Source organism: Paenarthrobacter sp. NyZ202, from assembly GCF_049860755.1.
In the GTDB taxonomy this organism is placed as follows: Bacteria; Actinomycetota; Actinomycetes; order Actinomycetales; family Micrococcaceae; genus Arthrobacter.
Window position 1 is genome coordinate 2,640,525 of the sequence record NZ_CP187556.1, and the last position, 13,109, is coordinate 2,653,633.

Consider the following 13,109-nt stretch of genomic DNA (forward strand, 5'->3'; position numbering starts at 1 on the left):
TGCGGCTTCGCCGCGGTTGGCACCACCGTGACAACATCCACTCTAGGTCACAATGGGCTGCTTGGGTGGAAACAGAACGCCGGTGCGGTCCATGTTTCGCGAACCGCACCGGCGTGAATTTCCGAGTGCTACCGGGCGATTGCCTGGGGCTTGATCTTGCGGGAGTCCAGGACCTGGTCGATCAGACCGTAAGCCCGGGCCTCTTCCGCGGTGAGGATCTTGTCGCGCTCAATGTCGTTGTTGACTTGATCGGACGTCCGGCCGGAGTGCTGGGCCAGCGTGTCTTCGAGCCAGGTCCGCATGCGCATGACTTCAGCCGCCTGGATTTCCAGGTCCGAGGCTTGCCCGCCCTGGCCTCCGGACAGCGCGGGCTGATGGATCAGCACGCGGGCGTTCGGAAGGGCGAGGCGCTTGCCCGGCGTGCCTGCCGCCAGGAGTACTGCCGCAGCGCTGGCAGCCTGGCCCAGGCAAACCGTCTGGATCTCGGGCCGGATGTACTGCATGGTGTCGTAGATGGCTGTCATGGCCGTGAAGGATCCACCCGGCGAGTTGATGTACAGGGTGATGTCGCGGTCCGGGTCGGTGGATTCCAGGACCAGCAGCTGGGCCATGATGTCGTCCGCCGAGGCGTCGTCCACCTGCACACCGAGGAAGATGATGCGGTCCTCAAACAGCTTGGTGTACGGGTCCTGGCGCTTGAAGCCGTAGGGCGTGCGCTCTTCGAACTGGGGCAGGACGTAGCGGCTGGTGGGGAGGTTGCCGGCGGACCATCCGAAGTTGTAGTTCATGTCAATTGCTCCTGGTTTTCAGTGGTTCTCTATGCCGGCTAGTTGTTGTTGGCATCCGACTGGTTGGCCGTTCCGCCGCCACCGGCCACGGAGCCGGCATGCGCCGAGATCTTGTCGAAGAAGCCGTATTCCAGTGCCTCGGTGGCAGTGAACCACTTGTCGCGGTCGTTGTCCTTGAGGATGGTTTCGACGGTCTGGCCCGTCTGCTCCGCCGTCAGTTCGGCCATGACCTTCTTCATGTGGAGGATCAGTTCGGCCTGGATCTTGATGTCCGAGGCCGTGCCGCCGATGCCGCCGGACGGCTGGTGCATCAGGATACGGGCGTTCGGGGTGGCATAGCGCTTGCCCTTCGTGCCGGAGGACAACAGGAACTGGCCCATTGAAGCGGCAAGGCCGGTGGCGACGGTGACAACATCGTTCGGGATGAACTGCATGGTGTCGTAGATGGCCATGCCTGCCGTGACGGAACCGCCGGGCGAGTTGATGTAGAGGTAGATGTCTTTCTCGGGGTCCTCAGCCGAGAGCAGCAGCAGCTGTGAGCAGATCGCGTTCGCGTTCTCGTCACGGACTTCAGAGCCGAGCCAGATGATGCGCTCTTTCAGCAGGCGGTTGTAGATGTAGTTGTCCTGGGCTGCGGGATCGACAGTTGCCATCCGGGGAGCCGCTGATTGCTGTGACATAAGTGCTTACCTCTCGCTCTGTGCCAGTGACCTCACTGAACTTCACTACTTGGACACTAACCGTTTTGACAGGCGTTTTGTTCGCCGGAATCGCGCTGTTCGCTGACGGCGCACCATTGGCCGGCGGGTGACGTCTTCCGGCGCCGGGGCGATGGTGCGGAGGGGTTAAAACAGGACGGCCCTGGATTACTGGAATCCAGGGCCGTCCTTTACAGCTGGTTAGAACTTCACTGCTGCGGGGTCGTCGCTTGCAGCAACTTCGGCTTCTTCGGAGGCCTCGGCAGCGGCCTCGCCGGCCTCAACTTCCCCGGCGGGGCGCACGAAGTCGGTGAGGTCGACCTTGTTGCCCTCGGAGTCAACAACCTCGGCCTGGCCCAGCACGACAGCCAGGGCCTTGCGGCGGCGAACCTCGGAAACCATCATGGGAACCTGGCCGCTCTGATCAATGATCTGGGCGAACTGGTTCGGGTCCATGCCGTACTGGCTGGCCGTGGTGACGATGTAGTCGATCAGCTCGTTCTGGCTGACTTCGACTTCTTCCTTGTCCGCAATGGCGTCGAGGATGACCTCGTTCTGGAAGGCGCGCTCGGTGTTGGCCTTAACCTCGGCGCGGTGTTCTTCGGTGTCGTGGTCACCTTCGCCGTGCGAGTTCTCCGGGTTGAAGTGGGCCTCAACCTGCTCGTCAACAACTGAAGCGGGGACGGGAACCTCAACAAGTTCAACGAGCTTGTCGAGTACCTTGTCGCGGGCTTCGACGCCCTGTCCGACGACCTTGGAGTCGGCCGCCTGCTTGGCGAGGTCCTCGCGGAGCTCAGCAAGGGTGTCGAATTCGGAAGCGAGCTGGGCGAAATCGTCATTGGCCTCGGGAAGCTCGCGCTCCTTGACGGCCTTGACGACGACCTTCACCTGGGCGGCTTCGCCGGCGTGGTCACCGCCAACGAGGGTGGTGTCGAAGATTGCTTCCTCGTCAACGGAAAGACCGGTGACGGCCTCATCAAGGCCTTCGAGCATGGTCCCGGCGCCAACCTGGTAGGACAGACCGGCTGCGGAATCGATGTCTTCGCCGTCGATCGTGGCAGTGATGTCGATGGTGAGGAAGTCGTCGTTCTGCGCAGGACGGTCAACGGACCTCAGCGTGCCGAAACGGCCACGGAGCTCGTCCAGGGCCTTGTCGACGTCGGCTTCGGAGGACTCTGCGGCGGCAACCTCAACCTTGATGCCGGCGTAGTCGGGAAGTTCGATCTCCGGTCGGACATCGACCTCTACCTGGAACTTGAGCTCACCCTCGGTAGCGGACGGGTCCGGAACCTCGGTGATCTCGACCTCAGGACGGCTCAGCGGACGCACACCGGTTTCCTGGACTGCAGCCTGGTACCAGCCATTGAGGCCGTCGTTGATGGCCGTCTCCAGGACGTAACCGCGACCGACGCGCTGGTCAATGATCCGGGAGGGAACCTTGCCCTTGCGGAATCCCGGTACCTGGATCTGCGAAGCAACGGTCTTGTAAGCGGCATCGATGCTCGGCTTCAGTTCTTCAAACGGAACCTCAACATTGAGCTTGACCCGCGTGGCGGTGAGGTTCTCGACAGCGCTCTTCACAGTCTAAGTACTCCTGGTTTTGTGGGTATGGGGTTCTGCCGCGCCCCTCGGAGCGGGCACAAACACAGAGTCGGGGTGACAGGATTTGAACCTGCGACTTCCTGCTCCCAAAGCAGGCGCTCTAGCCAAGCTGAGCTACACCCCGAATGCACAGGACAGTCTACGGGCAAGCGGGCCGGGAATGCACATTTGACACCGCCGCCGTAATTAGGTTTAGTTGTACCCGGCTCGAACAGCCACCGGGAAGATGTCCGGAACGGAGATCTTTTCCCGGGGACGTAGCTTAATGGTAAAGCCTCAGTCTTCCAAACTGATTACGCGGGTTCGATTCCCGTCGTCCCCTCCAGGACAAGAAGGAGCCCCGATCCACCAGGATCGGGGCTCCTTCGGCGTTAAAGACCACCCGTTGCGACTAAACCTGGCAGGCGGGACACCAATAGAGTTTCCGCGCACCGATCTCAGTCATGCCCACCAGCGTTCCGCATGCCCGGCAGGGCAGACCCTGTCGCTTGTAGACAAAGTGGGCATCGGCGTCGGGCGCGCTGCCGTGGCCCCCGGTCCAGAGCCGCGGAGGCGTGGTGACGATCCTGCCGTCACGGACACCGTCGGACATGGTGGAGACAGTGTCGTCCCACAGCCTCCCGGCCGTTTCGGCGTCGATCGCCGTGCCCGGGGTCCAGGGATCAACAGCCTGCCGGAACAGCACTTCCGCACGGTAGATGTTGCCGACGCCGGCCAGCACCGACTGGTCCATCATCAGCAGGCCGACCGCCGTTTTGCGCCGTCGAAGCCTGCGGACGAACTCCTCCCGGTCACCTGGCAGATTCCGCAGCGGATCCGGCCCCAGGCGGTCAAGGACAGACCGGACGTCGTCCGCCGTGATGGCAGCGCACGTGGTGGCTCCTCGAAGGTCCGCCCATCCATGGCCGGATACCAGCCGGACACGCACGGCACCAACCGGTGGCGGCGGCCCCGTGTAGACAGGCTCGTCCCCCGCCGGACCGGTCTCGCGTTCTCCGATCCGGCGGGGCGCACCGATGCTTGAGGCGCCCGTGAACGAACTGTCGCCGCCGAAGCTCCATGCACCGTAAAGCCCCAGATGCACGTGCAGGGACAGGCCGTTCCCGAACTGCAGAAACAACTGCTTGCCGTGCGCCATGGCTTCCTCAAGGACGTGCCCGTCCAGGAGGGCAGCGCCTTCGGCAAACCGCCCCTGGGGGCTGCTGACCTGGAGGCGCTCTCCGGCGAACACGTCCTGGAACTGCCGGGCCAGCCGGTGGACGGAATGACCTTCGGGCACTACTGGACGATCTCGCCGGTGGTTTCGTAGACGGCAATCTTGCCGATGCGGCGGACGTGGCGCTCGTCATTGCTGAACGGTTCCTGGAGGAACGCCTCAATAAGCCCGGTGGCTTCCTCGACACTGTGCTGACGGCCGCCGACGGCGATGACGTTGGCGTCGTTGTGTTCGCGGGCCAGCTTTGCCGTGGAGAGGTTCCACGCCAAGGCAGCGCGTACGCCCTTGACCTTGTTGGCGGCGATCTGTTCGCCGTTGCCGGAGCCGCCCAGGACGATTCCGAGCGCGTGGATCCCCTGCTGCTGGTCCGCTACCACTGCCTCACCTGCATTGATGCAGAACGAGGGGTAGTCATCCAGCGCGTCGTATTCCTTGGGACCGTGGTCCACCACGTCGTAGCCCTGGGCGGTGAGGTGGCTGACCAGGTGGGCGCTGAGTTCCATGCCTGCGTGGTCCGTGGCGATGTGGACGCGGGGTTTAGTCACAGGAAGTCCGTTTCTTTCGAGTGCGCTGGTCCGGATCCTTGCCGGGGCGCGGTGGGGAGGGATGCGCTACCTAGGTTACCGCGACCCCGGCTGCCCGGGTTCTCCTCCGCGGTGGGCCCTCTCCGCGGCCCGGTTGAGTATTCCGGCGATGTTGTCGGCCGCTGCCGCCGTGCCGGCACTGAGCGCGACCCGCCGCCCGTTCAGCTTCCGCACCACCACAGCGGGCCCGCTGCTGACCAGCATGGCAGTGGCATCGTCATGGTGGCGCCAGCCCCAACCGCCGTAGTCCGCAGCCTTCACGTCGGTAGGGGCGGCAGCAGCGATGTCGACGGCGGGAACGGTCAGGACGCGCACGACTCCCCCGGCGAAGACCTGCAGGCCTCCCCTGTCCGCCCGTACCCGGGCAAAGAGGAAACCGGCCCCGACCAGCGCGGCAACCACCAGGAGGGCACCCAGCCAGGGAAGGGCAACCGCAATGAGGACGGCAGGAAAGACCGCTGCAACGATGATCATGATGAAGACCGAACTCCGGGCATGGACCCACATCCTCAGGCTGTCCCGTGCAAGGTCCGGGTCGGCAGCCAGCAAGGCTGCAGTTTCCAGCGCCTGGTCGTCCTCCCTCGTCCATCGCGGGTCGGGCTTGAAGGCCATCATCATGACGACGCTGAGTGCCACGGCGGCACCACTGCCCATGGCAAGGATGACGGGGTCAACGTGCGTGGACCGGGCATCGACGGCACCCGACTGCCCCACCAGCCCGGCGGCAAGGACAGCTGTCACGAACAAGCTCACCAGCAGGCCCATCCCCATCATGACCCGCCGCATGATGACCGGACGGGAAACGGGAACAGCCTGGAAAAACGCGATCCAGCCGACGAGGGTGATCAGGGCTGCGCCTCCTGAAACGTAGGCGCCGAAAGGCGCAAACGAGCTTCCGCCGTCGGAATTCCACATGACCGCAACGGGCTCCGGCAAGCTGTTCCGCAGCAGTTGGGCGCAGACAACAAAGCCGCCGGCCAGCAACAACGGAAAGACCACTGCAAACCGCAGGGCCCGGATATCCAATGAATCGCGGAACGTTCCCATGATCCAACGCTACTCCGAACCAGCGACACCGGGACGCCGCCTCCTTGCCATCACCGCGTGGAGTGAAAGAATGGCTTCACACTGAGGCCGGAACAGCCCGGCCTGCCACCCCGACCACTCTGGAGGCATCTTGCCAGGCCTGAATTTGACGCGCGAAGAAGCTGCGCAGCGCGCTGCGATACTCAACGTCGAGTCCTACAACGTCACTTTGGACCTCACCAAGGGTGCCACCGTCTTCGGATCGACCACCGTGGTGCGGTTCTCCGCCACCGCGGGATCCTCAACGTTTATTGATGCCATTACCGAAACAGTCCACAGCGTGACGCTCAACGGCCGGCAACTGGACCCTGCCGAGGTATCCGATGGCGTCCGGATCAGCCTGCCCGCCCTGGAGGCGGACAATGAACTGACGATTGTCAGCGATGCCCCGTATATGAACACCGGCGAAGGACTCCACCGGTTCGTCGACCCGGTGGACAACGAGGTATACCTCTACACGCAGTTCGAGGTTCCCGACTCCCGGCGCATGTTCGCCGTCTTCGAGCAGCCGGACCTGAAGGCCTCCTTCACCTTCACCATCACTGCACCGGCCCACTGGGATGTCATCTCAAATTCCCCCACGCCTGCACCGGAACCCGCAGACGCGGGGGAAGACGGATCAGCCCGTTCCGTGTGGAAGTTCGCTCCGACACCGCGGCTGTCGTCCTATGTCACCGCGCTCATCGCCGGGCCCTACCAATCCGTCCGCTCCGAAGTGACCAGCAGCGACGGCCGCACTGTCCCGTTGGGCGTCTTCGCACGCAAGTCCCTGATGCAGTACCTGGATGCCGACAACATTTTCGAACTGACGCGGCAGGGTTTCGAGTTCTTCGAAGCGCAGTTCGGGTGTCCGTACCCGTTCGAGAAGTACGACCAGCTCTTCGTCCCCGAATTCAACGCCGGAGCCATGGAGAACGCCGGCGCCGTCACCATCCTTGAGGGCTATGTCTTCCGCGGGAAAGTCACGGAGGCACAGGTTGAACGCCGCGCCATCACGGTCCTGCACGAACTGGCCCACATGTGGTTCGGTGACCTGGTGACCATGCGCTGGTGGAACGATCTCTGGTTGAACGAATCCTTCGCCGAGTACATGTCGCACCTGGCAGCCGTGGAGAACACCGAATTCGACCGGGCCTGGACGACGTTCGCCTCGGTGGAGAAGTCCTGGGCGTACCGGCAGGACCAGCTTCCCACCACCCACCCGATCTTTGCCGAGATCAACGACCTCCAGGACGTTGAGGTCAACTTCGACGGCATCACCTATGCCAAGGGAGCATCCGTCCTGCGCCAACTGGTGGCCTGGGTTGGTCCTGAACAGTTCATGTCCGGAGTGCGGGCCTACTTCGGCAAGCACGCGTGGAGCAACACCGAACTGGCAGACCTCATGGTGGAACTGGAAGCAGCCAGCGGCCGCGACCTTGACCAGTGGGGCAGGCTATGGCTGGAAACAGCGGGGGTGAACACGCTCTCTCCCGCCATCGATGCAGATGAAGCGGGCACCATCACCGGCTTCGCGATCAACCAGACTGCCGTCGACGAGCACCCCACCCTGCGGCCCCACCGCCTCGCAGTGGGGTTCTACAGCAGGACTCCCGAAGGAAAACTCGAACGCACCCACCGTGAAGAACTCGACGTTGACGGTCCCCGGACCGAGGTGCCGGAACTGGTGGGCCTCAAGCGTCCGGACCTGGTGCTGCTTAATGACGACGACCTCGCCTACGCCAAGGTGCGGCTGGACCCGGACTCGTGGGCCACGGCCAAGGAACACCTGAAGGACTTCGCCGCCAGCCTTCCCCGCACACTCGTATGGGGCTCGGCGTGGGACGCCGCGCGCGACGGCGAAACACCGGCCCGTGGGTACGTTGACCTGATCCTGGCCAACATTGCGCACGAAACGGACTCCTCCGTGATCCTGGTGCAGCTGCGCCAACTGGCCACGGCACTGACATACTTCGTCGCCGAAGAGCACAAGCTCCACTCCACCACGGAGGCAGCCGGAAAGCTTTGGGACCTGGCGTCGCAGGTTGAACCGGGCTCGGATGCCCAGCTGCAGTTTGCCAAGTCCTTTGCCCAACTGGCCCGCAGCGGGGACCAGCTCGACCAAATCCAGGCACTCCTTGACGGCACCGATACCCTGGCCGGGCTGACCGTGGACCAGGACATGCGCTGGGAGCTCCTGACTGCCCTGGTTGCCGGCGGGCGGCAAGGACAGGAGCGCATCGACGAGGAACTGGCCCGCGACAACACCTCCAACGGGCAGAACGCTGCAGCCCAGGCCAAGGCAGCCATCCCCACCCCGGAAGCCAAAGCCGCAGCCTGGGACTCGATCGTGGTCAAGGGCGAGCTGTCCAACGCGCTACAGGCATCCGCCGTCGCAGGTTTCATGAGGGTTGCCGATACCGCGCTGCTGGAGCCGTATGCCGGGAAGTATTTCGACGCCGTGCCGGGAATCGTCAAGGAACGTACCCATGCGCTGGCACAGCAGATCGTGGTGGGGCTCTACCCGGCGCAGCTCACCACACAGGCCACCGTGGACCGTACCGACCGGTTCCTTGCCGGCCTGCCGGAGGAGAGTGCGGCACTGCGCCGCATGATGTTGGAGAACCGCGATGCGGTGGCACGCGCCCTCCGGGCCAGGGCTGCCGACGCCTGAGACGTTGAGGTCCTGCGGACAGTCTCCAATAAGTGGCAGACTGTCCGCATGGGCCTGAACGAACACCACTACGCGCTGACCGTCCGCTGGACCGGAAACCTCGGCGAGGGAACGTCCAGCTATCGCGGGTACTCACGCGACCACGACGTCGAAATCCCGGGATTGCCCACGTTGCAGGGTTCTTCGGACCCCACCTTCCATGGCGACCGGTCACGCTACAACCCGGAGCAACTCCTGTTGGCGGCGTTGTCGCAGTGCCACATGCTGTCCTTCCTTCATGTGGCGGTCAAGCACGGCGTTGTGGTCACGGCCTACGAGGACCACGCCGAAGGGCTCATGAAACTCAACCGCGACGGCAGCGGCCAGTTCGAAAGCGTCACCCTGAAGCCGCAGGTGGCAGTCGTGGACCCCGCCCATGCCGAGCTCATGGCGCAGCTGCACCACGAAGCCAACCAGGTCTGCTTCATAGCGCGCAGCGTCAACTTCCCGGTCCGCCACGAGCCCGTGACGACGGCGGCAGTTGCCTGACGCTGTCAGGCGGGCATCAGTGCCACGAGCCTTTTTTCCGTACCCGGTGACAGCCCGGCTTTCCTGTCCCGCCCGAGTCCCCGCAGCCGCTCATCGGCGAGGGTGTCCCGCAGGGTTTCCCGCCAGGGCCGCAACACCATGCCCTGTTCCCGCGCAGCGTCGTTGCTGCGGGCCTGGAATCCCTCATGCCCCGGCGGCAGCCACAGCGGCAACGAATCGTGACCCGACCAGTACCCGACACCCTGGTCAGCAAGCCATTCTTCCGGCGCCGTCACCACGTGGGGCCGGTCCTCGGCCAAACGCAGGCAAGCCTCCAGGTAGTCGCCAAAAGGCACCACGTCCCCCAGGGCGTTAAAGGAGCCCGCCAGCCCGCGCACGGCAGCGTCAATGACCCAGAAGGCGAGGTCGCGCACATCGATGATCTGGGTGGGATCACCGGCAATGTCGGGCACCAGCACAGGACGTTCCGCACCCTGGGCGCACCGTGCAGGCCAGTAGCCGTAGCGGTCGGAAGCGTCACCCGGTCCCCCGATCAACCCTGACCGGACAACGTGGGCCTTCTCCCCCACCAGGTCCCGGGTCATTCGCTCAATCGCGGACTTTGATTCGCTATAGGTCTCCGGCGTCCCGGCCTGATCCTCCGGCAGGGGCTTGAGCAGCGCCGAGTCTTCGGCAGCGCCCGGAACCGAATGGTCAGCATAAACAGAGCAACTGGAGACGAAGGTCCAGTGGCCGGCATCCGCGCCCAGGGCCTGAAGGGCCACCCTTGCCTGAACAGGGTCCCGTGACACCTCCACCACTTCGTCCCAACGGCGGCCTGCGAGCCCGTCAAAGACGGCGGAACCCAAGGCGCGGTCCGCGCGGACCCAGGCTACGCCGTCGGGCGCTTGTGCCGAAGTACCCCGGGCCAGGCAGGTGACCTCGTGCCCGGCGGCCACGGCCTGCCGGGCGATTTCGGCGGACAGGAAGGCGGTACCGCCCAGGACGAGGATGCGCATGCGGCTACGCTACGGCGATAGGGTTAATGGTGGACAGAGTGTTCCGCGCCAGGCGAACACGGGCCGACGACAAGGAGCTTGCACACCTTGACCTTCTTCCCTCCCATGGAAACCCTCACGATTGAACCGGAAAAGATCGATGTAGTCTCGATCCTCATCACAGTGGGCGTTGGCCTGCTGGTGTGGACCGTGGCACGCTTCATCATCCTGCGCATCACACGGAGGGTTGCCTCCGGCAGCTCGTTCTTCAAGAAACCGCATTTCAAATGGGTGCAGCCCGCCATCAGGGCCCTGGACCATGAACGCCGGTCGCAGCGGGCGCAAACCATCGGTTCGCTGCTGACCAGCCTGGTCAGCGTGATCGTGGTGGTCATCGTGATCATCTACGTCCTCAAATTCATGAACGTGGACGTCGCTCCCCTGCTCACCAGCGTCGGCATCCTCGGTGTAGCCATCGGTTTCGGCGCGCAACAGCTGATCCGCGACTTCCTCGCCGGAATCTTCATCACCATCGAAGACCAATACGGAATCGGCGACGTGATCGTCACCAGCGAAGTCATTGGTACCGTTGAATCCGTAGGCCTGCGGATTACGCGTGTCCGGGCCGAGGACGGCGCCATCTGGTACCTCCGGAACGGCGAAATCCTCCGCGTCGGCAACAGGTCCCAAGGCGACTACGTTCCCCTGGAAACACCGGAATCCGGCGACGACGGCCACGCAACCGCTGTTCCCGCCGGAGCCGGGGCAGCCACCGGATCCGCCAAGAAGCCCGAGGAGAAGGCAAATGAGTGACATGACTGCGGGCCGGCAACCGGCAGCGGCAGGACCGGCGGCGGGACCCCGACGCCAGTTGATGCAGAACGACCCCTTCAGCCAACCGGCCTACACGGACAGTTTCTACGCAGCCGTCGGTGGCCACGACACGTTCGTGAAACTGATCGATGTCTTCTACGACGGCGTTGCGCAGGACCCGCTGCTGCGGCCCATGTACCCGGAAGAAGACCTCGAACCGGCCAAGCGGCGATTCCTCATGTTCCTGGAACAGTACTGGGGTGGCCCCACCACCTATGGCGAGGAACGCGGGCACCCGCGCCTGCGCATGCGGCACATGCCGTTCCGGGTCACCCCCGAGGCCAAAGACCGCTGGCTCTTCCACATGAGGACCGCCGTGGATTCCCTGGGGCTCTCGCCCCTGCACGAGGGCACCCTGTGGGATTACATGGAACGCGCAGCGCTGACCATGGTGAACAGTCCCTCAGCGGGGTGACTCCCGGCCCGTCAAGCCAAGGCCGGTGCCGGTGCGGACCAGGACGTGCCCGCGGGATCCGCTGAGGCGGAACCAGCGGCCGTTCCGGAACACCTGATGGCTGCCCCCGCCCAGGAAGCCCAAGGCGAACGCCGCGAAAGCGGCGCCGGCCGGCAGCCCGGGCTGCCCCTCGAGTTCCCGCCCCCAAACCGCGGCACGGGCAGTATTCACGACGGCGGCCCCCGCCATGGCGGGCACCACGCCTGCCACTTCGGCCATCCCCGACTCGGCAGCGGTCCGAAGGAAATCGTCGGAGAGCGTGCCGAGTGCCTCCCAGCCGCTGCGCGGGGCACTGACGCCCGCCCACGATTCGGAGACCGTTGCAGGTGGAACCGGCAACTCAACGTCTCCCTCACCGGACCGGGCCAACCGGTCCATCACCGAGGCGAGGCTGACGGTGGCGTCGGCCTGCGCGGGCTCGGCCAAGGCCATGGTGCGCAGGCCGAGGATGGTGGGCGTGGACTCACCGAGAATCCGCGGCCGCAAAACGCAGACGTAGGCCGCCAGCACCTGTCCGGATGCCTGGAGCCGGATCGCGCCGTCATCGATGCTCTTGGCCCGCATGATATACGTCCGGAGATCGGTCAGGTCGCGTGGATCGGTAAAGCGGAAAGACTGGGTCAAAACGTCGGTCACATCATCGACTCTACCGGCATGTCCTCGGTTGAGAGGGCTCAGGGCGCCGTCTAGAGTCGAACCATGACTGACACAAACGCCGGCGTCGAGGTGGACACCTCCACCGGCGATCCCATGGAGATACTGATTGGATTGCTGGACCTGGGCGACTTCGATGGAGCCCGGACCAACGAGGACATCTTCCTTGGGCCCTCACAGAAACAACCCCGCCACAGGGTCTTCGGCGGGCAGGTCCTGGCACAGTCCATGATGGCCGGCATGCGTACCGTGGACAATGACCGCGTGGCGCATTCCATGCACGGCTACTTTCTCCGGCCGGGGGATGCCAACAAGCCCATCACCTTTGGCGTCGAAAGGCTCCGTGACGGCAGGTCGTTCTCTGCACGCCGCGTCCACGCGTACCAGGACGGGGTCCCGATCCTCTCCATGATTGCCTCGTTCCAGGTGGAGGACGAAGGCCTCGACCATCAGGCGGCCATGCCCCAAGGCATCCCGGACCCCGAGTCCCTGCCCAGCACCGCCGAGTTGCTGTCCCATTTTGACCATCCCATGGCCCGGCATATGTCCTCGGAGCGTCCGTTCGATGTCCGGCACGTGGACCCCGCCCTCTACGTCAACCCGCCGCGCGAACACGTTGCGACCAACGCAGTGTGGATGAAGACCATGGGACCCCTGCCGGATGACCCCAACCTTCACCGCGCAGCACTGGCCTTTGCCAGCGACTACACCCTGTTGGAACCCATCCTCCGCAAACACGGGCTGTCCTGGATGACCCCCGGAATGAGCGTGGCCAGCTTGGACCATGCCATGTGGTGGCACCGGCCCGTTCGGGTGGATGAATGGATGCTCTATGTCCAGGAGTCACCCAGCGCACAGGGCGCCCGGGGGCTGGCCACCGGCCGGATCTTCGACCGGGAGGGCCACCACGTGGCAACCGTGGCGCAGGAAGGCATGGTCAGGATTCCCTGACGCAGTTCGCTTGAAACCCGAAAATGGCCGCCCCTTGCGGGGCGG

The 13,109-nt window shown here is 64.4% G+C and carries 13 protein-coding genes and 2 tRNA genes; 6 read left to right on the forward strand and 9 right to left on the reverse strand.

The genetic code is table 11. The features are described from left to right. Positions 1-128 precede the first annotated feature (128 nt). The 4 genes from ACPFL9_RS12215 to ACPFL9_RS12230 all read right to left on the reverse strand — a co-directional run bounded on the left by ACPFL9_RS12215 (position 129) and on the right by ACPFL9_RS12230 (position 3,212). Entirely contained in the window at positions 129-788 is a 660-nt protein-coding gene (locus tag ACPFL9_RS12215) for an ATP-dependent Clp protease proteolytic subunit (RefSeq protein ID WP_426002951.1), read from the reverse strand. Positions 789-826: 38 nt separating this feature from the next. Next, entirely contained in the window at positions 827-1,441 is a 615-nt protein-coding gene (locus ACPFL9_RS12220) for an ATP-dependent Clp protease proteolytic subunit (RefSeq protein WP_426007548.1), read from the reverse strand. 246 nt (positions 1,442-1,687) lie between these two features. Further along, positions 1,688-3,067: a trigger factor gene (gene tig / locus ACPFL9_RS12225; RefSeq protein ID WP_426002953.1), complete on the reverse strand. Its 1,380-nt coding sequence runs from the start codon at positions 3,065-3,067 to the stop codon at positions 1,688-1,690. Positions 3,068-3,137: 70 nt separating this feature from the next. Next, a tRNA-Pro gene (locus tag ACPFL9_RS12230) sits at positions 3,138-3,212 on the reverse strand. Between the two features lie 127 nt (positions 3,213-3,339). Between ACPFL9_RS12230 and ACPFL9_RS12235 the strand changes: the two genes are divergently transcribed. Then, positions 3,340-3,413, forward strand: a tRNA-Gly gene (locus ACPFL9_RS12235). Positions 3,414-3,479: 66 nt separating this feature from the next. On the opposite strand, the gene ACPFL9_RS12240 is transcribed toward ACPFL9_RS12235, so the two are convergent. From ACPFL9_RS12240 to ACPFL9_RS12250, 3 genes are all read right to left on the reverse strand, one after another. After that, the gene (locus ACPFL9_RS12240) at positions 3,480-4,367 is read right to left on the reverse strand and encodes an Fpg/Nei family DNA glycosylase (RefSeq protein ID WP_426002955.1); all 888 of its coding nucleotides are present in this window, start codon (positions 4,365-4,367) and stop codon (positions 3,480-3,482) included. After that, positions 4,367-4,807 carry a ribose-5-phosphate isomerase gene (locus ACPFL9_RS12245; RefSeq protein WP_426007549.1) on the reverse strand — a complete coding sequence of 147 codons (441 nt, stop codon included), beginning with the start codon at positions 4,805-4,807 and terminating at the stop codon, positions 4,367-4,369. The genes ACPFL9_RS12240 and ACPFL9_RS12245 overlap by 1 nt, the downstream gene beginning before the upstream one ends. A gap of 117 nt (positions 4,808-4,924) precedes the next feature. After that, complete coding sequence (locus tag ACPFL9_RS12250; RefSeq protein WP_426002956.1) at positions 4,925-5,935, reverse strand: hypothetical protein; 1,011 nt, start codon at positions 5,933-5,935, stop codon at positions 4,925-4,927. Positions 5,936-6,065: 130 nt separating this feature from the next. On the opposite strand from ACPFL9_RS12250, the gene pepN reads away from it, so the two are divergent. Both pepN and ACPFL9_RS12260 read left to right on the forward strand, forming a co-directional pair. After that, positions 6,066-8,627 carry an aminopeptidase N gene (gene pepN, locus ACPFL9_RS12255; protein WP_426002957.1) on the forward strand — a complete coding sequence of 854 codons (2,562 nt, stop codon included), beginning with the start codon at positions 6,066-6,068 and terminating at the stop codon, positions 8,625-8,627. 48 nt (positions 8,628-8,675) lie between these two features. Next, positions 8,676-9,155, forward strand: coding sequence for an OsmC family protein (locus ACPFL9_RS12260; protein WP_426002958.1), 480 nt, complete (start codon positions 8,676-8,678; stop codon positions 9,153-9,155). A gap of 5 nt (positions 9,156-9,160) precedes the next feature. Here ACPFL9_RS12260 and ACPFL9_RS12265 read toward each other — a convergent pair whose 3' ends face one another. Then, entirely contained in the window at positions 9,161-10,153 is a 993-nt protein-coding gene (locus ACPFL9_RS12265) for an epimerase (protein ID WP_426002959.1), read from the reverse strand. 105 nt (positions 10,154-10,258) lie between these two features. On the opposite strand from ACPFL9_RS12265, the gene ACPFL9_RS12270 reads away from it, so the two are divergent. Next, positions 10,259-10,945 (forward strand): mechanosensitive ion channel family protein, encoded by a 687-nt coding sequence (locus tag ACPFL9_RS12270; RefSeq protein ID WP_426007550.1) that lies wholly within the window; start codon positions 10,259-10,261, stop codon positions 10,943-10,945. A 1-nt stretch (position 10,946) separates the two neighbouring features. After that, positions 10,947-11,420: a globin gene (locus tag ACPFL9_RS12275; RefSeq protein WP_426007551.1), complete on the forward strand. Its 474-nt coding sequence runs from the start codon at positions 10,947-10,949 to the stop codon at positions 11,418-11,420. Here ACPFL9_RS12275 and ACPFL9_RS12280 read toward each other — a convergent pair. Continuing rightward, complete coding sequence (locus ACPFL9_RS12280) at positions 11,409-12,095, reverse strand: hypothetical protein (RefSeq protein ID WP_426002960.1); 687 nt, start codon at positions 12,093-12,095, stop codon at positions 11,409-11,411. The two genes, ACPFL9_RS12275 and ACPFL9_RS12280, sit on opposite strands and share 12 nt — an antisense overlap. 63 nt (positions 12,096-12,158) lie before the next feature. Here ACPFL9_RS12280 and ACPFL9_RS12285 point away from each other — a divergent pair, with 63 nt between their 5' ends. Then, on the forward strand, positions 12,159-13,064 hold the full coding sequence (locus ACPFL9_RS12285; RefSeq protein WP_426002962.1) for an acyl-CoA thioesterase: 906 nt from the start codon (positions 12,159-12,161) through the stop codon (positions 13,062-13,064). Positions 13,065-13,109 lie beyond the last annotated feature (45 nt).

Excerpts from the sequence above, each read along its gene's own strand:
- ACPFL9_RS12285 (WP_426002962.1), top strand. The coding sequence starts at position 12,159 with ATGACTGACACAAACGCCGGCGTCGAGGTGGACACCTCCACCGGCGAT.
- ACPFL9_RS12270 (WP_426007550.1), top strand. The coding sequence starts at position 10,259 with ATGGAAACCCTCACGATTGAACCGGAAAAGATCGATGTAGTCTCGATC.
- ACPFL9_RS12265 (WP_426002959.1), bottom strand. The coding sequence starts at position 10,153 with ATGCGCATCCTCGTCCTGGGCGGTACCGCCTTCCTGTCCGCCGAAATC.
- ACPFL9_RS12245 (WP_426007549.1), bottom strand. The coding sequence starts at position 4,807 with ATGGAACTCAGCGCCCACCTGGTCAGCCACCTCACCGCCCAGGGCTAC.
- ACPFL9_RS12260 (WP_426002958.1), top strand. The coding sequence starts at position 8,676 with ATGGGCCTGAACGAACACCACTACGCGCTGACCGTCCGCTGGACCGGA.
- ACPFL9_RS12275 (WP_426007551.1), top strand. The coding sequence starts at position 10,947 with ATGACTGCGGGCCGGCAACCGGCAGCGGCAGGACCGGCGGCGGGACCC.
- ACPFL9_RS12220 (WP_426007548.1), bottom strand. The coding sequence starts at position 1,441 with ATGGCAACTGTCGATCCCGCAGCCCAGGACAACTACATCTACAACCGC.
- ACPFL9_RS12250 (WP_426002956.1), bottom strand. The coding sequence starts at position 5,935 with ATGGGAACGTTCCGCGATTCATTGGATATCCGGGCCCTGCGGTTTGCA.
- ACPFL9_RS12215 (WP_426002951.1), bottom strand. The coding sequence starts at position 788 with ATGAACTACAACTTCGGATGGTCCGCCGGCAACCTCCCCACCAGCCGC.